The 19930-nt window shown below is 63.1% G+C and carries 17 protein-coding genes and 1 pseudogene; 14 read left to right on the top strand and 4 right to left on the bottom strand.

The window, feature by feature from the left end:
- Window positions 1–257 precede the first annotated feature (257 nt).
- Window positions 258–1724, top strand: coding sequence for a sigma 54-interacting transcriptional regulator (locus MMB74_RS09485; RefSeq protein WP_277428370.1), 1467 nt, complete (start codon window positions 258–260; stop codon window positions 1722–1724).
- Window positions 1725–1857: 133 nt separating this feature from the next.
- Here the strand turns inward: MMB74_RS09485 and MMB74_RS09480 are convergent, their stop codons facing one another.
- Complete coding sequence (locus tag MMB74_RS09480; RefSeq protein ID WP_277428369.1) at window positions 1858–2058, bottom strand: hypothetical protein; 201 nt, start codon at window positions 2056–2058, stop codon at window positions 1858–1860.
- A gap of 240 nt (window positions 2059–2298) precedes the next feature.
- Between MMB74_RS09480 and MMB74_RS09475 the strand changes: the two genes are divergently transcribed.
- From MMB74_RS09475 to MMB74_RS09460, 4 genes are all read left to right on the top strand, one after another.
- Window positions 2299–2589, top strand: coding sequence for an H-NS histone family protein (locus MMB74_RS09475; RefSeq protein WP_277428623.1), 291 nt, complete (start codon window positions 2299–2301; stop codon window positions 2587–2589).
- A gap of 152 nt (window positions 2590–2741) precedes the next feature.
- Complete coding sequence (locus MMB74_RS09470) at window positions 2742–4019, top strand: NupC/NupG family nucleoside CNT transporter (protein ID WP_277428368.1); 1278 nt, start codon at window positions 2742–2744, stop codon at window positions 4017–4019.
- Window positions 4020–4052: 33 nt separating this feature from the next.
- Window positions 4053–4442 (top strand): cytidine deaminase, encoded by a 390-nt coding sequence (locus MMB74_RS09465; protein WP_277428367.1) that lies wholly within the window; start codon window positions 4053–4055, stop codon window positions 4440–4442.
- A complete protein-coding gene (locus MMB74_RS09460; protein ID WP_277428366.1) occupies window positions 4439–5404 on the top strand; it encodes a nucleoside hydrolase in 966 nt (321 codons plus the stop codon). The genes MMB74_RS09465 and MMB74_RS09460 overlap by 4 nt, the downstream gene beginning before the upstream one ends.
- Window positions 5405–5445: 41 nt before the next feature.
- Here MMB74_RS09460 and MMB74_RS09455 read toward each other — a convergent pair whose 3' ends face one another.
- Window positions 5446–5793: a cupin domain-containing protein gene (locus MMB74_RS09455; protein ID WP_277428365.1), complete on the bottom strand. Its 348-nt coding sequence runs from the start codon at window positions 5791–5793 to the stop codon at window positions 5446–5448.
- Between the two features lie 352 nt (window positions 5794–6145).
- On the bottom strand, window positions 6146–6925 hold the full coding sequence (locus MMB74_RS09450; RefSeq protein WP_277428364.1) for a CerR family C-terminal domain-containing protein: 780 nt from the start codon (window positions 6923–6925) through the stop codon (window positions 6146–6148).
- Window positions 6926–7045: 120 nt separating this feature from the next.
- On the opposite strand from MMB74_RS09450, the gene MMB74_RS09445 reads away from it, so the two are divergent.
- The 9 genes and pseudogenes from MMB74_RS09445 (at window position 7046) to MMB74_RS09405 (ending at window position 18468) form a co-directional block, all read left to right on the top strand.
- Window positions 7046–8188 carry an HlyD family secretion protein gene (locus tag MMB74_RS09445; protein WP_277428363.1) on the top strand — a complete coding sequence of 381 codons (1143 nt, stop codon included), beginning with the start codon at window positions 7046–7048 and terminating at the stop codon, window positions 8186–8188.
- Window positions 8181–9785: an MDR family MFS transporter gene (locus tag MMB74_RS09440; protein ID WP_277428362.1), complete on the top strand. Its 1605-nt coding sequence runs from the start codon at window positions 8181–8183 to the stop codon at window positions 9783–9785. The genes MMB74_RS09445 and MMB74_RS09440 overlap by 8 nt, the downstream gene beginning before the upstream one ends.
- 23 nt (window positions 9786–9808) lie before the next feature.
- Complete coding sequence (locus MMB74_RS09435; protein WP_277428361.1) at window positions 9809–11299, top strand: efflux transporter outer membrane subunit; 1491 nt, start codon at window positions 9809–9811, stop codon at window positions 11297–11299.
- A gap of 159 nt (window positions 11300–11458) precedes the next feature.
- On the top strand, window positions 11459–11917 hold the full coding sequence (locus MMB74_RS09430; protein WP_277428360.1) for a collagenase: 459 nt from the start codon (window positions 11459–11461) through the stop codon (window positions 11915–11917).
- Window positions 11918–12075: 158 nt separating this feature from the next.
- A pseudogene (locus tag MMB74_RS09425) lies at window positions 12076–13830 on the top strand (glycosyltransferase); the annotation flags it as partial.
- Window positions 13831–13969: 139 nt separating this feature from the next.
- Window positions 13970–14863 (top strand): UTP--glucose-1-phosphate uridylyltransferase GalU, encoded by an 894-nt coding sequence (gene galU / locus MMB74_RS09420; RefSeq protein WP_277428359.1) that lies wholly within the window; start codon window positions 13970–13972, stop codon window positions 14861–14863.
- Between the two features lie 232 nt (window positions 14864–15095).
- Window positions 15096–15443: a hypothetical protein gene (locus MMB74_RS09415; protein ID WP_277428358.1), complete on the top strand. Its 348-nt coding sequence runs from the start codon at window positions 15096–15098 to the stop codon at window positions 15441–15443.
- A 207-nt stretch (window positions 15444–15650) separates the two neighbouring features.
- Entirely contained in the window at window positions 15651–17765 is a 2115-nt protein-coding gene (locus tag MMB74_RS09410) for a phospholipase C, phosphocholine-specific (RefSeq protein ID WP_277428357.1), read from the top strand.
- A 256-nt stretch (window positions 17766–18021) separates the two neighbouring features.
- Window positions 18022–18468, top strand: a complete 447-nt coding sequence (locus MMB74_RS09405; RefSeq protein WP_277428356.1) for an HU family DNA-binding protein — start codon at window positions 18022–18024, stop codon at window positions 18466–18468.
- A gap of 82 nt (window positions 18469–18550) precedes the next feature.
- On the opposite strand, the gene MMB74_RS09400 is transcribed toward MMB74_RS09405, so the two are convergent.
- Window positions 18551–19921 carry a cytochrome c peroxidase gene (locus MMB74_RS09400; protein WP_277428622.1) on the bottom strand — a complete coding sequence of 457 codons (1371 nt, stop codon included), beginning with the start codon at window positions 19919–19921 and terminating at the stop codon, window positions 18551–18553.
- Window positions 19922–19930 lie beyond the last annotated feature (9 nt).

The following is a 19930-nucleotide window of genomic DNA, read 5'->3' as shown; positions in this document are numbered from 1 at the left end:
CGGTTTCAAATGCGCATTGATTTCTCTAAACAGAGACGCCATTTGCACGGGAGCGATTGAGAGATCCCGGAAAAACCTTGTAGATTGCCGATTTGGCGCTGTCTCTATTCTGAGATATGCTGTCTCCAATTCGAGAATCAGTGCGCAGGATGTTGCGCCAAGGCGATACCGCGTACTCGCGACGAACGCGCGAGCCGCGCACTGCGCCACTACGGCGACTAGGGCGACTAGGGGCATTAGGACCACCAGGACTTGGGATGATGACGGACCTCATCGGCGTACCAGCCGATTACAACGCGATCCTGCGCCGCGCCATGGATTCGCTGTTTCGCACCTTCGAAAACTTCAGCGAAGGCACGCTGATCGTCGATGCCGATGCCCGTATCGTTTGGATCAACGAGCGCTACGCCGCGCGGTTCGGCTTCACCGATAGCCAACAGGCGATCGGCCTCGATTGCGAAACGGTCATCCCGAACAGCCTGATGCGCGAAGTCGTGCAAACGGGCAAGCCGATCCTGCTCGATGTGCTTGAGAACGGGCGCGAGCCGCTCGTCGTGACGCGCTTGCCCCTCAAAGACGAGGCCGGCAAGACGGTGGGGGCGGTCGGCTTTGCGTTGTTCGACGAAATGAAGTCGCTGACGCCGCTGTTCTCGCACTATTCGCGCGTGCAGGAGGAGCTGATCGCGGCGCGCCAATCGCTCGCGCAGGCGCGGCGCGCGAAGTACACGCTGGCGAGCTTCGTCGGCACGAGCGCGGCCAGTCTCGAAGTCAAGCGCCAGGCGCGCCGCGCTTCGTACGTCGATTCGCCCGTCCTGCTGCTAGGCGAAACCGGCACGGGCAAAGAGTTGCTGGCCCATGCGATTCATGGCACGTCCGTGCGTGCGAAAGGCCCGCTCGTCATGGTCAACGTGGCCGCGATTCCCGATACGCTGCTCGAAGTCGAGTTCTTCGGGGCGGCGCCCGGCGCCTACACCGGCGTCGAACGGCGAGGCCGAGTGGGCAAGTTCGAGCTGGCCAACGGGGGCACGTTGTTTCTCGACGAGATCGGCGATATGCCCTTGCCGTTGCAAGGCAAGTTGCTGCGCGTGCTGCAGGACCAGGAGTTCGAGCCGCTCGGCTCGAACCGTATCGTACGCACCGACGTGCGCATCGTGGCGGCCACATCGGCCGACTTGCCCGCGCTCGTCGCCGCCGGCCGCTTTCGCGCCGATTTGTTTTATCGGCTCAACGTCCTGACGATTCATGCGCCGCCGTTGCGGGCGCGCCGCTCGGACATCGAGGCGTTGGCCTACGCGATCTTGGAGGATCTTTCCACGCCGGGCCGAGGCGGGCATGGCCGGCACTTCGAGTTGCAAGACGATGCATTGCGCCTGCTGGCGGCGCACGATTGGCCCGGCAATGTGCGCGAGTTGCGCAATACGCTCGAGCGCGCGGTCATGCTGTGCGACACCGAGCGGATCGATGCGCGCACGCTTGCGCCGTTCATCGGCGCGGCGTCGTTGGCGTCGGCGGGATTTTCCGCGGCCGCAGACGGGCTGGAATCCACAGGCGCACCGCCCCGCGCCATCGATTCCTATGCCCAAGCGATCGCCGATTTCGAACGGCGTTTCTTGAGCGACGCGTTGCGCGCAACGGGCGGCCGGGTGGCCGAAGCCGCCGCTCGGATCGGAATGGGACGCGCCACGCTTTATAAAAAGATTGCGGCCCTTGGGATTGCGGTTTGAAGCATGCCGGGCGATAGGTCTCATAACGAGACATTTGCCCGATCGCATCGGCGTTATGCCATGGCATACTCCGGCCATTCGAAAAAGAACGTCAGGCCAAAGGAGCTCGTTCAATGCAATGCACGTCTTTGTTTCAATTGCCCGCGAGGGCGTTGGTGCGCGCCGTGACTGCCGCGTCCCTGGGCGCGCTCATGCTGGCAGGGTGCGGCGGCAGCGCTCCGCTCTTCACGCGCGATGGGCGTCCGACGACAGCCGTCCAATGTTCGGCCTCCGGTCCTTGGGCGAACTGCATGGACCATGCGCGCGCCATTTGCCAGAGCGATATCGATGTCATCGATCGATCGAGCCAAGACGGCGTCAAGAAATTACTGTTTGCCTGCAAGGATAAATGAGTTGCGGGCATTGGCCGTGGCAGGCGGTATCGTGCCGTGGCCGGAGACCGCCGAGGTCCATCGCTTGGGCTTGCCTTTTGCGATAGCGACTTCGACGATTGCACTTTTGCGCGAAAAGGCAGTCAGAACGCTGTGACCCTCACCCGATCAATCAAGTCGTACCTACCAGGAGGCGAATGTCTATGCCAACGTACCGGCAGTTGACCGAGCAACTTGCAAAAGTTCAAGCTCAAATGGAAGCCGCGCGCGAAAAGGAGCTGGCCAGCACCATCGAGCACATCAAGGCGCAGATTGCGGAATACGGCATTACGGCCGAAGAGCTCGGATTTTCCAGCAAGCGCACGGCATCGCGCAAGACGGGAGGTTTGCCCCCGAAGTACCGCGATCCCAAGACCGGCAAGACGTGGACGGGGCGCGGCCGCGCCCCAGCGTGGCTCGGCAAGCGGCGCGAGAAGTTTCTAATCGAGCAATAAGCCGGCGTAAAGTCAGTGCAACTCGCGCCCACCGGTGCGAGAGCCGAACGAAATAGCGCGCGGGCGCTTTTCGTTCGGCTGTCGTTTCGTTCAGCATCGGCGCCAGTGCCCGTTCAAGGCAGTCCAAGGAAAACGTCGAATTCGAAATCTATATGGCTCCGATCGCACGAAACCTGCTGGGAATGGCTGCGCTATTGGCCATCGCATTCGTATTCTCTAGCAACCGTCGCGCAATCCGGCCACGCACGGTGGCGGCGGCGCTGCTCGCGCAAGTGGCAATTGGCGCATTCGTGCTATTCGTACCGTTCGGTAAGGTGGTGCTTGCCGATATGGCGGCAGGCGTCAATCACGTTCTGGATTACGGCAATGCCGGCATCGAATTTCTATTCGGCGGCCTCGTGCAATCGAAGATGTTCGCGCTATTCGGCGATGGCGGGTTCGTATTCGCCGTGCGTGTGTTACCGGCCATCATTTTCGTGACCGCTCTGATTTCGGTGCTTTATTACATCGGTGTCATGCGCTGGATCGTGATCGTGCTCGGCACGGTGTTTCAAAAGCTGCTCGGCGTGTCGAAGCTCGAATCGTTCTCGGCCGTCACCACCATTTTTCTAGGGCAAAGCGAAATGCCTGCCGTCGTCAAACCCTTTGCGCGCGATATGACGGGAGCGGAGTTGTTTGCGGTCATGTCGAGCGGCATGGCCGCCGTGGCCGGTTCGGTGCTGGCGGGCTATGCGGGCCTTGGCGTGCGCGTCGAATATTTGCTGGCCGCCTCGTTCATGGCCGTCCCCGGAGGCCTGCTATTCGCGAAGATGCTCCATCCGACCACGGAGGCGACCCGCGTAAAACTCGACCAACTCAGTTTCGACGAGCGGCGTCCGGCCAATGTGATCGAAGCGGCCAGTTCCGGCGCCGCCGTAGGCCTGAAGATCGCCGTCATGGTGGGGGCGATGCTGATCGCGTTCGTCGGATTGATCGCACTCCTAAATGGTTTGGTCGGCGGCGTCGGCGCATGGTTCGGCTATCCGCACGTTTCGATGCAATCGATGCTCGGCGTCGTGTTCGCCCCGCTCGCGTACTTGATCGGGGTGCCTTGGAACGAGGCGATGGTGGCGGGCAACTTCCTCGGCCAAAAGATCATCCTCAACGAGTTCGTGGCCTACGCTTCGCTTTCGCCCTATCTCAAGGATGCGGCGAGCGTGGCCGCGGCCGGGCTGCCGATGTTGACGCCGCGCACGCTCGCGATTTTGTCCTTCGCTTTATGCGGCTTTGCGAATTTTGCCTCGATCGCGGTATTGACCGGCGGTTTCAGCGCCGTTGCGCCGGAGCGCCGCTCGGAAGTCGCGCGTTACGGGCTACGCGTCGTGCTGGCCGGAACGCTCTCGAATTTGATGAGCGCGACGATTGCGGGTATGTTTTTGACGTTACATTGAGCGTCGAACCGATCGAATGAGGAAGGGGTCTCCATGACGTTGGAGCAATTGCTCGAACGGGCGCGCACCGCCCGCGAAAGCGCGTATGCGCCGTACTCGAAGTTCAAGGTCGGCGCGGCGTTGCTGACGAAAGACGGGCGGGTCTTCGCCGGTTGCAACATCGAGAATGCATCGTATGGTCTTTGCAATTGCGCGGAGCGTACGGCGTTTTTCAGTGCCATCGCGGCAGGTTGCCGGCGCGACGAATTCGCAGCGCTCGCGGTGATCGGCGATACGGACGGACCGATCGCACCGTGCGGCGCTTGTCGCCAAGTCATCATCGAACTGGGCGGGCCGGACCTGAAGATTCGGCTCGGCAACTTGCGCGGCGATACGCGAGACACGACCGCGCGCGCGCAACTGCCCGATCCCTTCTATCTTTGAATATGCACAAAGTCATCTACGATACGGACCCCGGCGTCGACGACGCGATGGCGCTCGTATTTCAGGCGCTGCATCCGCAAATCGAACTGCTCGGCGTGACGAGCGTGTTCGGCAATTCGACGATCGAAATCACCACACGCAATGCGCTCTACTTGGCGGGGCGTTTCGCGCCCGGAACGCCCGTTGCGCGCGGGGCGGCTGCGCCCTTGCGGCGCGCGGCGCCGTCGCCCATCGACTGGATTCATGGCAGCGATGGACTGGGCAATACCGGGTTCGGTTCGGCCGATCGAAGCCCGCTCGATCCTCGTCCGGCGCATCGCTTCATCATCGATACCGTGCGCGCGTTGCCGCACGAAGTGACGCTTTTGGCCGTAGGTCCGTTGACCAACCTCGCACTGGCGCTCGGCGAAGATCCCGAGATTGCATCGCTCGTCAAACGGGTGGTCGTGATGGGCGGTGCGTTCGGCACCCAAGGCATCAACGGCAATGTATCGCCGGCCGCCGAAGCGAACATGCTGGGCGACCCCGATGCGGCCGACATCGTCTTCGGCGCGCAGTGGCCCGTCGCGATCATTGGCCTCGACGTGACCGAGCGCACCATCATGACGACGGAATATATCGCTCGGCTGCGCGACGAAGCGGGCGAGGCGGGCCGTTTTGTCTGGGACGTTTCTCGGCACTACGAAGCATTTCATCAATCGAGTGCGGGGCTTGCCGGCACCTATGTGCATGACTCGTCGGCCGTCGCGTATCTGCTTGCGCCGCAACTGTACACAACGAGAAAAGGGCCGGTGCGCGTATTGACCGATGGCATCGCCGCCGGGCACACGCTGCAAAAGCCGCTGACGTTCGCTGCGCCGGCGCCCGATTGGGACGATCGTCCCGCCTGCGACGTGTGCGTCGAGGTGGACGCGGCGCAGATGCTCGCGCTCTATGCGCGCACGTTGACCGGCAAGGCTTGAATGCGATCGGGGTTGGCGAGCGTTGCGCCGGTTCGGCGGCTTTATGTCGTTGCGGCCGGGCGCTCGGGGCCGAAGAAAATCACCCATGTGCGGAAGTCGGCGGTGAACCGTTCGAACCGATGCTCGACATGAGCGGGAACGAACAGCAGATCGCCGCTTTGAAACTCGGTGCGCTGCCCCGCGCGCACGAACATGCCCGAACCCGATGCAACGATGTACAACTCGTCGCGCGTATGCGGCGACTGCGTATCGATTTCACGCGGTGCGAATAGCTCGACCGACACGTCGGCACGCTGGAACAGCACGGCGAACGGTTGTGGCAAGGCGGACAGCGCATGCGCAGCATCGGTTTGCGCGATGCGCAGCACGTCGTCGGGGATGGGGTTCATGGCAACTCCTGGCCGGGGAAGGAAAGGCGTTCGCGGACATTCTGGCCCGTGCGCCGCGGATCGACCATGTACAGTTGCACGATAGGCTATCGCGCCAGTCCCGCGGGCGGCGCGCGACCACCGACCAACCGACCAACCGACCAACGATCACGAGCGCCGATGAACGCTCGCAGCGCGACCGTGCTTGCGGCCGCATTCGCCGCTCCTGAAAACCCTCACCTTAGCCAGTGGATCGCGCGTGCTTGCGCCGCTATGCAGAAGGCTTTTGGAGGTGGCGATCGTACGGGTCCCGAAAACGCTCACCTTTCGAAGGGAGCCGCCGCCGAAAGGCCGCGTTGCTGAACCCCGTGCGTCACCGCTTACGGCTACGCTGGGCCGACGTCTTCTCCTTGAGCTTGGCACGGCTCGTTTTGCGCACCGGCGCGCGCGCCTCGCGTTCGACGGCCCACAGCTGCAGCAAGGCACGCGTGTTGGCAAAGATCGTTCGTTTGACGAGCTCGATTTTCTCGGCGTCGATCTTGGACCATCCCAGCAGCGTCATCACGCTGCGCGGCGCCATGTGGAACGACATGAATTGCCCATGTAGCGCCAGCAAACGAAGAATGGTGAGCGGATCGTCGGCAGCGGTGCCGCAGATCTTCGCGATGAGCGCCGTTGCTACGTCGTTGAGTGGCCCACGCACCCTGCTCTGAAAAATCTCGGTGGCGATGGGAGGCTCTTGCCCGCCTTGCTCGCGAACGAAGAAGAGCTTCAAGGTGGGGGCGGACGGCGCCGTGAGCGCCTTGTCGATCATGACGTTTTGGATGCCGACGAACGCTTCGATCAGTTCAGCCACGTCCTCGGTCGAACGCAGCGTGTCCGAAGCGTGGCGCACGGCGGGCTCGAATACGCTCCACACCTCGGCGGCGAGATGTTCGGCGCAGGCTCGATAAACGCCTTCCTTGTTCTCGAAGTAGTACTGCAGCGCCGGTGCATTGACGCCCGCGCGCGCGGCAATCTCGCGCGTCGAGGCCGCGACGAACCCACGCTCGCCGAACAGCTCGATCGCTGCATGGATGATGCGAAGGCGCGTTTCCTCTCCGCGTGCGTAGCCGCTTTCCGTCGAACGGCGAGGGCGCTTCGTTTCGCTCATGGTTGCTCGTCAATCTTTTCAAACGACTGTGGATGGTACACCGGTCGAAAATATATCACTTGACACAAATTTTCCAACTGGAATAATTGTGCCCGCATTGCCTCATAGGAATTCCGGAACATGTCCACGACTATCGACGCGCGGCCTCGCGGCGGCACGCAGCAAGAGACGGGCGCCAACGGCCCGCGGCGTGCGCGCGGCCGCCGCTGGCTCATTGGTTTGCTGATCGTCGCGCTGGTCGCGGGTTTGGCTTGGTTCGTCCATTGGTGGAAGGTCGATCGCTTCATCGAAAGCACCGACGATGCCTATTTGAAGGCCGATAACGTGACCGTCGCCCCGAAAATCAGCGGCTACGTCACCCAGGTATTCGTGCGCGACAACGAGACCGTCGCCGCTGGCGCACCGCTCGTGCGCCTCGATACGCGGCAGTACGAAGCCTCGCTCGCGCAAGCGCAGGCCACGGTCGCCGCCCGCGAAGCGGACCTCGCGCGCGCCCAAGCCGATTTGAAGCAGCAGCAAGCGGCGGTCGTGCAGGCGCAGGCGCAGGAAGAAGTGGCGCGCGTCGCGGCGCGCCATGCGCAAGACGACGTAGCCCGCTATGCGCCGCTGGTCGCCACGGGGGCCGAGACCGGCGAACGGCTCGCGAGCCTCGTCAGCACGCGCGATCAAGCGCGCGCAACGCTCGCGGCCAATGCCGCCGCGGTGCGCTCGGCGCAGACGCAAATCGATGCCACCTCCGCTCAAATCGCGCAGGCGCGGGCGCAGTTGGAAGCGGCTCGCGCGAGCTTGCGTCAGGCTCAACTCGACGTGAACGACACGACGCTGTATAGCTCGATCGCGGGTCGCATCGGCGATCGCTCCGTGCGCGTGGGCCAATACGTGCAGCCTGGTACGCGTTTGCTGACCGTCGTGCCGGTGCAGAGCCTGTATCTCGAAGCGAACTTCAAGGAAACGCAGATCGGCCGCATGCGTCCGGGGCAGCCCGCCACACTGCACGTCGATGCGTTGCGGGGCGTCGATTTGCACGGCGTCGTCGATAGTTTTGCGCCCGGAACGGGCGCGCAGTTCGCATTGCTGCCGCCGGAGAACGCCACCGGAAATTTCACGAAAATCGTCCAGCGCGTGCCGGTGCGGATTCGCGTCCAAGCCGATGCGCAAACGCGCAGCGTACTGTTGCCCGGTTTGTCGGTGACGGTCGACATCGATACGCGCAGCGCCGCGTCGGACGATCGACGTCTCGCAGCGAACAGCGATCATGGCTGAGACGAGCTTGCCGGCGAGCGCCGCAGGCGCGCCCGGCCATCCCGAGCGCGCCCGCGCGGTCGATTGGATCGCCGTGGCGGCGGGCTCGCTCGGTGCATTGATGGCGACGCTCGACATTTCGATCACGAACTCGGCGTTACCGCAAATCCAGGGTTCGGTAGGTGCGACCGGCACCGAAGGCACATGGATTTCGACGGGCTACCTGATGTCGGAGATCGTCATGATCCCGCTCGCGGCATGGCTCACGCGCGTATTCGGCCTGCGCAATTTCTTGCTGACGAATGCCGCGTTGTTCATGCTGTTTTCGATCATGTGCGGCGCATCGCATTCGCTCGAGTGGATGATCATCGGCCGCGTGGGACAGGGCTTCACCGGCGGTGCGATGATTCCGACGGCGCAGACGATCATCCGCACGCGGTTGCCGCGCACGCAGCTTGCCGTCGGGATGACGATCTTCGGCCTGATCGTGCTGCTAGGGCCGTTGCTCGGTCCCGTGCTCGGCGGCTGGCTAGCCGAAAACGTGTCGTGGAAGTGGTGCTTCTTCATCAACTTGCCCGTTTGCATTGCGTTGCTCGCGTTGCTGATTGCCGGGCTGCCCGCCGATCCGCCGCATTGGCATGAGTTCATCAACGCCGATTGGGTCGGGATCGTCGGCCTGTCGATCGGGCTCAGTTCACTGACGCTCGTGCTTGAGGAAGGACAGCGTCATCAGTGGTTCGAGTCGAGCGAGATCGTCGCGTTCGCCGTCATTACAGCGTTCGGTTTCCTATTGATCGGTATTTCTCAATTCGTGGCGACCAAGCCCATCATGCGGCTTTCGCTGTTGCGCAACGCGCGATACGCGAGCGTCATCGTCATCGTGTTCGCCGTGGGGGCGGGCTTGTACGGCGTGTCTTATCTCGTGCCGCAGTTCTTGAGCTTGATCTCGGGCTATAACGCCGAGCAATCGGGCGACATCATGCTGCTTTCGGGTGTGCCCGCATTCATGATGATGCCGATCCTGCCGCGCCTGCTCGGCAAGGTCGACTTTCGCGTCCTAGTCATCTCCGGGCTCGTTTGCTTCGGCGTCAGTTGCCTGCTCGATACGAGCTTGACCGCGCAAAGCGCAGGCCACGACTTCGTTTGGTCGCAATTGCTGCGCGGGGTCGGTCAAATGTTGGCGATGATGCCGCTCAATCAGGCGTCGATGGCGGCCGTGTCGCGCGAGGATTCGGGCGACGCCGCGGGGCTCTACAACATGGCGCGCAATCTTGGCGGCTCCGTCGGGCTTGCGATCATCGGGGTCGTCATCGATCGCCGCAATGCGTTCCACGTCGCTGCGTTGCGCGAATCGGTGACGGGCAATTCGTCGATCGGTCAAGAGCGTATCGCCGCCAGCGCCGCGGGCTGGTTCGCACGAACGGGCGACGCCGCCTATGCGAAGCTGCAGGCGCTGGGCCAGTTGGCCGCGCAAATTCAGCAGCAAGCGGCGGTGATTACGTACTCCGAAACGTTTTATTTGCTTGCCATCGCGCTACTCGCGTGCATTCCGCTCGCGCTACTGCTCAAAACACCGGCTGCTCAGCCGGGCCGCCCGCCTTCTTCGGCAGGGCACTGACTTTATTGAACTCGATTATGTCGATGCGTCGTTCCTTCCGATCAGTGGCGGCATGGTGCGTCCCCGCTGCACTGTGCGGGTTGGCCGCTTGCACGGTAGGCCCCGATTACCGGGGTGCGCCGCCCGTCGCTGCCGATGCGTTGAAGGCGCCGGCATTCGTCCGTGCGCCGTCGGCGGGCGTCGTCGCCACCGCGCCGAGCGCCAGCGCTTGGTGGCGCTCGCTGGGCGATCCGCAACTGGACTCGCTCATCGAAGCGGCGCTGGCGCACAATCCGGACGTGCATGCGGCGCAGGCGCGTTTGCGCGAGGCGCGGGCGCAACTCCTGGGGCAGCGTGCCAAGGAACTGCCGAAGGCGTCGGCCGATGTGGCCGCCGTGAGAATGCGCAGCCCCGATCTGTCGAAGCTATCGTCGGGCGGCAACGGCAATAGCGGCGGCAACGGCGGAGGGCGCGGCCCGCTGCAGCTGTACACGGCGGGCCTCGATGCGTCGTGGGAGATCGATTTGTTCGGCGGCACGCGCCGCTCGATCGAGGCTGCGTCCGCACAGGCCGGCGCGCTCGATGCGGATCTCGCCGACACGCAGGTGTCGCTTGCGGCCGAGGTCGCGCAGGCCTATGTCGACCTGCGCGACGAGCAGCAGCGGCTCGTGCTTGCTCAGCAATCGGCCGACTTGCAGCAGCGCATGCTCGCATTGACGCAGGCGCGCCGCGCCCACGGCACCGCGGCCGACGTGGACGTCGAGCGTCTGTCGGGCCAAGTCGAAACGACTCGCGCCGCGCTCGTGCCGCTCGACGAGCAGATCGCCGAATCGCTCGATCGGCTGGCTGTCTTGACGGGGCGCGCCCCCGGCGCGCTCGATGCGGATCTCTCCGCGGCTCGACCGTTGCCGACATTGCCGGCAACGGTCGAGGTGGGCGATCCGGGGTCACTGCTGCGGCAGCGCCCCGATATTCGCGCGGCGGAGCGCCGGCTCGCTTCAAGCAACGCGCAGATTGGGGAACATGTGGCCGATTACTTTCCCAAAGTGTCGCTGCTCGGCGACTTGGGCTTCACGGCAGCCGATCCTGGTCATTTGTTTAGGAAAACTAACTTTTCTTGGCTCGGCGTTCCCTACTTGCAATGGAACGTGCTCGATTTCGGGCGCACGGCAGCGGAGGTGCGTTCCGCCAAGGCATCACGGGACGAGGCCAGCGCGCGCTACGAACATGCCGTGCTGGCAGCGCTGCAGGATGCGAATTCGGCCTTGTCGCGTTACGGGCATCAGCGCGAACACGTGGTGAGGCTCGAGCAAGTCGACGCTTCGGCGCAGCGCGCGTTGACGCTGATGCGGCAACGCTATGCGGCCGGCGTGGCCACGGCAATCGATCTGCTCGATACCGAGCGCACCCAGTTTTCGGCGCAACAGGACGTGATTGCCGGTCGCGCGGAATTGATCAAGGACTTCGTGCTCCTGCAAAAGAGTCTCGGGCTGGGGTGGCAAGCGCCGGGCCAAGAACAACCGCGAGCTAGCTAGGGGCGCTGTGCAGCTATCAGCCTAGGTTGCTGTCGCTAGCGCTCGCGGCCCTCTACGGCGCTGGCCAACCTGAGCGTCTTTTTCCGAGCCGCCTATTCGCTGGCGAACGAAGCGTTCCGCTTCGCGCAGCATCCCGCGCTGCTGCCGAAGGTGCGTTCGATGATGGCCGATGCGCTGGCGCATTCGACGATGGCGGGAGCCGACCGCTTCATCTGGTTGAATGCCGCGCAAGCGGCCAAAGCCTACGACGATGCGCACTGCAGTTTTTACAAGACGTGCAATTTCGAAACGGCGCTGATGGCCGCCCATTCTTCCGAAGCAATATCAGTGCGACGGCGGTATGGTGCGGTCGCAATCGTTGACCCCGAGCAAGCGCGTGCGGCGTGCGGACCGACGGCGCAAGAAACCGCATACTTTCATACGATGCTCGCGACGAGCGAAACCCCGATACGCGACGATCACGATACGACATTCGACGCCGTCGTTTTTGCCGATCGCGAAGCGTATCATCACTATTCGCCAGTGTTTTTCAGCAACGTTGTGGACAACGGCGGCGTCTATCTGGAAGGCGACTCTTCATTGGAGCGCAGGCGACCGGGCGTCATGCGAATTGACTAGCGCAAAAAAATGGATCAAAAATCTTCGTGTTGGTGCGGCACAACCGTTGGTCGAGGCTGTCGCGCCAGGCTGCAAGCCGCTGCGCATTTTTTTGAAATATTTTGAGGGTTTACGCGAAATAGTTTGTTCGTAGGCTAGGGCGCTTAGAGGAGAAGCGCATGAGCCACGACATTTTCGCCGAATCGCCCGCAACGTTCGAGGGCGGCGCCTATCGCGCCGACTCGAGGATGCCGATCGATCGCACGCCGCGTGTGGCGATCGTCCACGATTGGCTCGTCACGTATGCGGGCGCCGAACGCGTGCTCGAACAGATGATTGCCTGTTTTCCGCAGGCCGATATATTCAGCCTCGTCGATTTCGTCGAGGACCGTAAGTTCTTGCAAGGAAAGCGCGCAACGACCTCTTTCATCCAAAGATTGCCGCTCGCGAGAAAGAAATACCGCGCCTACTTGCCGCTGATGCCGCTCGCGATCGAACAACTCGATCTGAGTGCATACGACCTCGTCATCTCGAGCAGCCACGCCGTGGCCAAAGGGGTATTGACCGGGCCCGACCAAGTGCATATCAGTTACGTGCATTCGCCTATTCGCTACGCATGGGATTTGCAGCATCAATACTTGGCACAGTCGAATTTGACGCGGGGCCTGCGCTCGATCATGGCCCGCGTGATCCTGCATTACATTCGCAACTGGGATTGCCGCACCGCCAACTCGGTCGACCATTTCGTCGCCAATTCGCAATTCATCGCACGCCGTATCAAGAAGGTCTATCAGCGGCAGGCCGATGTCATTTTTCCGCCCGTGGACGTGCAGTCGTTCGTCGTCGGTGAGCAGAAGGAAGACTTTTACCTGACCGCTTCGCGCATGGTGCCTTATAAGAAGATCGATCTGATCGTCGAGGCGTTTTCGCGCATGCCGGGCAAGCGGCTCGTCGTCATTGGCGATGGACCCGAAATGAAGTCGATCCGCGCGAAGGCGGGACCGAACGTCGAGATTCTCGGCTACCAACCGTTCGCCGTTTTGCATGACCATATGCGCCGGGCAAAGGCGTTCGTGTTCGCGGCGGAAGAGGACTTCGGCATTGCGCCCGTGGAAGCGCAAGCATGCGGCACACCGGTGATCGCGTTCGGCAAGGGCGGCGTGCTGGAGACGGTGCGCGAGCTGGGTCAACCGCACCCGACCGGCCTCTTCTTTCGCGAGCAAACGGTGCCGGCGGTGGTCGCCGCCGTGCGCGAATTCGAGGCGCATGCCGCCCGCTTCTCGGCGCTCGATTGCCGCGCGAACGCCGAGCGCTTTTCGATCGCGACGTTCCGCGACCGGTTCATGGGCTACGTCGAGCACGTGATGCCCGGTGCCACGCGGAATGGCGACGGCGACGGGCTGCGCGGCAACGATGACGCGAGCGGCGGGCGGCAAAGAAGGGCCGAGGCGGCGCCCGTGCGCGTGCTGGCGCTCGACCAAGGCGGCGGACTCGACAAGGCCGAGGTCTCCTTGCTGAGCGTGGCGAGTCGTCTGAAGGATTCGCTCGAAGTCGTGCTGTTCGACGATGGTCCGTTTCGGCTCGCACTCGAGGAGGCTGGGGTCGCGGTAGACGTGCTCGACGCGCCCGTGCTCAGAGGAATGACGAACGCACGGCGTTTGCCCAGATCGCAAACCGTGGCGGGCACGGCCTCGCTCGTGCGCGAGACGGTGAGGCGGGCGCGGCACGTCGATGTGATTTATGCCAATACGCCGCGCGCGATGGTGGTGGGCGCACTGGCGGGCATGATCGCGCGGCGTCCGGTGGTATGGCACTTGCGTAAAGGCACCGCATCCTATCCGCTAGGGCGCGTGCAGCGCGCTGCGCTCAAGTGGTGCGCGCGGATCGCGCTGGCACGCGCGATTGCCGATAGCGCCGCCTCGAAGGATGCGTTCGAAGCTTTCATGAAGGCGTCGCGGTTGCGTATCGATATCGTCGACGAAGCGTCCTCGGCGCCGAACATGGCCGATGCGGCCGTCTCGGCGATTCTCGGTGAGGCCGCGGTGCGATAACAATTTCGCATGGGAAGGAACGATGTTGAAAGTCACCAAAGCAGTGTTTCCAGTGGCGGGATTAGGCACCCGGTTCCTCCCCGCAACGAAGGCGAGCCCGAAGGAGATGCTGCCGATCGTCGATAAGCCCTTGATCCAGTACGCGGTGGAAGAGGCGATCGCGGCGGGCATTACGGAACTCATCTTCGTGACCGGGCGCAGCAAGCGAGCGATCGAGGATCACTTCGACACCTCCTACGAGATCGAGGCGGAACTCGAAGCGCGCGGCAAAGAGAAGCTGCTGGAACTCGTGCGCGGCATCAAGCCGAGCCATGTCGATTGCTTCTACGTGCGGCAGCCGGCCGCGCGCGGGCTCGGTCATGCGGTGCTGTGCGCCGAGAAGTTGGTGTCGGGCAGCCCGTTCGCCGTGATTCTCGCCGACGATTTGCTGCACGGCACCCAGCCCGTGATGAAGCAGATGATCGATGTCTTCAACCACTATCACAGCACGATCATCGGCGTGGAAGCCATCGCGCGGGAGGATAGCCGCTCGTACGGCATCGTCGAAGGCCGCGAGTGGGAAGAGGATATCTTTAAGCTCTCGGGCATCGTCGAAAAGCCCGCTCCCGAGGCCGCGCCCTCGAATTTGGGCGTCGTGGGCCGGTATGTTTTGATGCCGAGCATTTTCGACCACCTACGCCGCCTCGAACCCAGCATGCTCGGCGAATTGCAATTGACCGATGCGCTGCACTCGCTGCTGGCGGAAGAGCAAGTGCTCGCCTACCGATACTTCGGCCGCCGGTTCGATTGCGGCAGCAAGCTCGGTTATTTGAAAGCGACCGTCGAGTTCGCGATGCGCCACCCTGAAATAGGCACATCGTTCGAAACCTATCTGCGCAATTACGTCGGCCATCTCGTGGCTTCCTCTCCGTCCTAACGGAGAGCGCAAGGCGGCTCGACGGGGCCGCCTTTCCGCCAATTCCACGCTTTGCTGCTTCTTTTGCGCGGCCCGCGCCGAGCCGGGCGCGCTTTTTCGTTGCGCCTACGCGTTTCATCAGCCGGACATGATTCGTTTCTATGCTGACCGGCTATTCGAGCGCGTCCGACATACAGATGTGTGAGTAGTCGATGCGGCCGAACTTGTGCAGACTCGCGAATCGGAGAGGGCAGTGGCGATCATGAAGCGGCAGCCGCCGGGCGTATGCACGCCGTGGAGCAAACGTTTGTCTCTGGAACCGTTCTTCGCAACGCAGGGCCGCGCCGTATTCCATTGCGTGCTGGCCGGCGTGGCGCTCGCCGTGTTCGCCACGCTCGCGGCGGGATGCAGCGGCGATGACGGGCGCGCCGTCCAGACGCCGGCAGCCGATGCCGCGCCGATGCTGCCCGGCACGAGAAGCGCGCGCGCTTCGCAGGCCGATGCGATTCCGGGCGCGCAACGATTCGACACCGCAGGCGCAGTAGCCGATCGCGGGGCGCGCAAACCGTTGCTGCCGCCTGTCATGCATACCGCCGATTGAGAGGTGGCCGAGCCGTCGATCGAGGTGGGCGTGCAATCGTCAATCCGGCGGCGGCCCGCGAGCAACGCGCCGCGCGCCGGTCCCTAGCTTGTCCCCGTAGTGCCTTCGCTGTTCACAGGTGGTTGGTTTTGCCGTAGTGCGTCGGCGTGCCTCGGACATGACGAGCACGCTCCCGTTCCTTTCCTTCGTCAAGAAACACGACATCCAATGACATCGAAAAGCCGCCGTGATTTTCTACGCGCCGCCGCTCAAGCGGCAGGCGCGGCCGCCGCGATGGGCGCATTGCCCGCCGGTATTCGCAATGCGCTCGCAATCCCCGCGCACGATGCGACGCGCAGCATCAAAGACATCGAGCACATCGTGATCCTCATGCAGGAAAACCGCTCGTTCGATCATTACTTCGGCACGCTGCGCGGCGTGCGCGGCTATGGCGACCGCCGCGCGATCGAATTGCCGAACGGCAAGAGCGTTTGGCACCAGCCGTTGGCCGCCGATACCGGCTATGTGCTGCCGTTCCGGCCGAGCGCGCCCGATCTTGGCATGCAGTTCCTACAGGATCTGCCGCACGACTGGACGACGACGCAAGCCGCATGGAATCGCGGCCGCTACGATCAATGGGTGCCTGCGAAAGGCACGACGACGATGGCGTACCTCACGCGCCAAGACATCCCGTTCCACTACCAACTCGCCGACGCATTCACGATTTGCGACGCCTATCACTGCTCGGGCATGACGCCGACCGATCCGAACCGGTATTACATGTGGACCGGCTGGGTCGGCAACGACGGCAAGGGCGGCGGCCCCGTCATCGACAACGCCGAGGTGGGGTACGGATGGTCGACGTACCCCGAGGTGCTTCAAGCCGCCGGCGTTTCGTGGAAGGTCTATCAGGACGTCGGCACGGGCCTCGATGCGGCCGGTTCGTGGGGCTGGACGCAAAACCCTTACATCGGCAATTACGGCGACAACTCGCTGCTCTACTTCAATCAGTATCGCAACGCGCAACCGGGCAATCCCCTTTACGACAACGCGCGTACGGGGACGAACGTGGCCGCGGGCGGCGGCTATTTCGACGTCCTCAAGAAAGACGTGCAGAACGGCACGCTGCCGCAAGTGTCGTGGATCGTGGCGCCCGAAGCGTATTCGGAGCATCCCAATTGGCCCGCCAACTACGGCGCCTGGTACATCGATCAGGTCCTGCAAGTTCTGACCTCGAACCCCGAGATCTGGAGCAAGACGGCGCTGTTCGTGACTTACGACGAGAACGATGGCTTCTTCGATCACATCGCGCCGCCCTATGCGCCTTGGTCGAAAGAGGCTGGCCTGTCCACCGTCGACGTCGCGAACGAATATTTCGCCGGCAATGGGAACTATCCGGCCGGGCCGTATGGATTGGGTCCGCGCGTACCGATGCTCGTGGTGTCGCCTTGGTCCAAGGGCGGCTGGGTGTGCTCGGAGACCTTCGACCATACCTCGCTCATTCGCTTCATCGAGCGTCGGTTCGGACACGGGCGCAACCTGTGCGAAGCGAACATCACGCCATGGCGCAAGGCCGTATGCGGCGATCTGACGCGCGCATTCGATTTCGCGCATCCCAACGCCGCAATGCCGAGCTTGCCCAGCACGAAGGCCTATGCGCCCGTGGACCAGCAACGCCACGCCGATTACGTTCCGCTGCCGCCGCTCGTGCAGGCCAAGCCGCAGCAAGAGCCGGGCGTGAGGCCCGCCCGTGCGTTGCCGTATGAGCTGTTTGCACGGGTGCAGGTTCAGGCGGGGCAGTCGCAATTGCGCTTGAAATTGACGAACACCGGGCACGCCGGGGCCGCGTTTCAGGTTTATAAGGCACTCAGCCTCGATGCGCCTCGCACCTACACGGTCGAGCCGCGCAAGCATTTGCTGGACGAGCTCCCGCTGAATCCGGACGGTACCTACGATTACGCGGTGCATGGACCCAACGGGTTCGCTCGCCGGTTCGCCGGGGGAGCGCTGGCCGCGCATCTGTGGACGAGCGGCCTTGCAGCGCCCGAGGTGAGCGAGTCGTACGACGTGGCGAACGGCAACATCGAACTGCATTTGCAAAACGCCGGCGCCGCGGCATGCGAGTTCACGATCCTCAATGCCTATGACGGCGCGAGCATGAAACGTCGCGTCGCCGGTGGCGAAAGCGTGGACCTGTACGTCGATTTGCGCGCTCAGCATGGCTGGTACGACCTTCACGTGAGCGTCGCCGACGACTCGAAGTTCGTGCGCAAACTCGCAGGCCATGTCGAAACGGGGCTGCCGAGCATGAGCGATCCCGCGCTCGGCCTGGCCTCGAACTAAGCTTGCACGTGCAGGCAGACGGGGGCGAGCCCGCTTCGGGCAAACCCTCGATTTCCGTCGTCGACAACGCGTGTCGCTCGACGACGGACCCCGCTAACGCTGAAATAGTCAGCGCCACGCAACAAATCCCCCCGTAAACACGCGTCGAAAACACAAAACAGATGCATGAAGCCGCGCGGCGCTTGTAGAATCCGGCGTTGAAGCGGCGTACGCCGTACGCGCTTCGTGCGTTCAACGACCAATAGGTAGGAGAAACATGTCGACTTCCGCAAAGAAGGTTGCGAAAAAGGCTGCCGCCGCTCCGGCAAAAAAAGCAGTCGCCAAGAAAGCTCCCGCGAAGAGTGCCGCGGCTAAGAAGGTCGCCGTGAAGGCGTCCGGCGCTGCGTCGCCGATCAAGGACACCTTCACGAAGGCCTCGCTGGCTGCTCACCTCGCGGAGCGTGCATCGGTCGAGCCGAAGTCCGTCAAGGCCGTCTTGGCCGCGCTCGAAGACACGATCCTCGGCTCGGTTCACAAGAAGGGCGCGGGCGAATTCACGCTCTCGGGCTTGCTCAAGATCGTGGTGCAGGCGGTGCCGGCCAAGAAGCGGCGCTTCGGCAAGGACCCGTTCACGGGTGAAGATCGCTGGTTCCCGGCCAAGCCGGCCAGCGTGCGCATCAAGGCGCGCCCGCTGAAGAAGCTGAAAGACGCGGCCGCAGGCTAAGTCCGTTTCGGCAAAAAAACCCCGCAAAGGCCGAGTGCCTTTGCGGGGTTTATTCATTGGAGCGGCGAATTCGGCTAGGCGTTCAGTGCGCTTTGTCCGGGCTCGTATAACCGTCGGTGAGCGTTTGCAGGAACGCGATGATGTCCTTCATGTCCGCGTCCGTCATCGGCGGCGCATCCCCTGCCTTGCGATCGAACGGGGCATCGGCCTTGTCGATGTTGCCGTGATATTTGACGGGCAGGTCGTTGTATTGCGCGATATGGCCTTGGGCGTCGCGCGGGTAAATTTTCCCCGGCTCCACGTCACGCAGGTTATAGAACGTGAGCACGTCGTCGAGCGAGCGATAAACGCCGTTGTGGAAAAACGCATGACGGGTGGCCGAATTGCGCAGCGTCGGTGTGAGGAACATGCCGCAGTACTGGGTCTGCGTTGCCAGATCGGTTCGGTGGGGACCGCACAATCCCATGTCGAAATGGTTGGCGTCGCGGTTGACGGCCAGCGCGGCATTGCGCGGCACGCCCAACGCTTCGTATTCGTAATCCGTGAACATCGGCGGCTGGCCGTCGCGCGAGGGTTGCGACAAATGGCAACCGGCGCAGTTCGCTTTCTTCGGATCGTTGAATAGCCGCAGGCCGCGCAGCTCCGCCTGCGTCAGACGCGCACGTCCTTCCAGCCAGTAATCGTATTTGCTCGAGTACGGGTGAAACGAAGGATCCTCGACTTGATAGCGCGCCACGGCGAACATCGCCTCCGATAACAGCAAGCGCGGATTCTTGAAGACCTGCGGCCCGAACAACTGCAAGAACATGTCGCGGTATGTGCTGCTGTCGAATTTGCGAGCCACCTTGTCCTCGCTCGTGTTCGCCATCTCGACAGGGTTCAATAGCGGGCCGAAGGCTTGCGCTTGCAATGTGTCGGCGCGCCCGTCCCAGAACATGCCGCCTTGCGGCACCATCGCAGGCGTGGCCGGCGCGCTGCCGGCGCTCTTTTGCGCGAGCGCCACGCCCGATGCTTGCGCCGCTTGCTGCGCCAAATTCACGGGCGCATCGGCGTCGGCTTGCTCGGCGCCGATGCTGAAATTCGGCTGCCGGTATAGATACATCAACGAAGGCGGAGGGCGGTCGCCTTGCAGCGTCATCGCAGGACCGCCGAACTGAACGGGCAGCGCGTTGGGTGGGCCATACGCGTGCGCGGGGCTGTGACATGAAGCGCACGAGAGCCTGCCCGACGCCGACAAGCTCGGATCGAAGAAGATGCGTTTGCCCAGTAGCGCCATTGCGCTGAGCGGCGCGGTCTGCGGGCGTTGAAGACGAACGGGGTGCGGGTTCGCGCCCGTCAAGCTTTCGACGATTTCGCCGACGGCGGACGGCGCGTGCTCGGGGTAGGCGAAGGCCCAGGCGCATGCGCCGGCGGCGGCAACGAAGAGGGCAAGCGCAATCGCGCGCAAGGGCATGCGGCTGTG

This window comes from Trinickia sp. Y13, from assembly GCF_029522115.1.
Taxonomy (GTDB): Bacteria; Pseudomonadota; Gammaproteobacteria; order Burkholderiales; family Burkholderiaceae; genus Trinickia.
The sequence above is the reverse complement of the archived record's forward strand: the minus strand, read 5'-3'. Positions and strand labels throughout refer to the sequence as shown.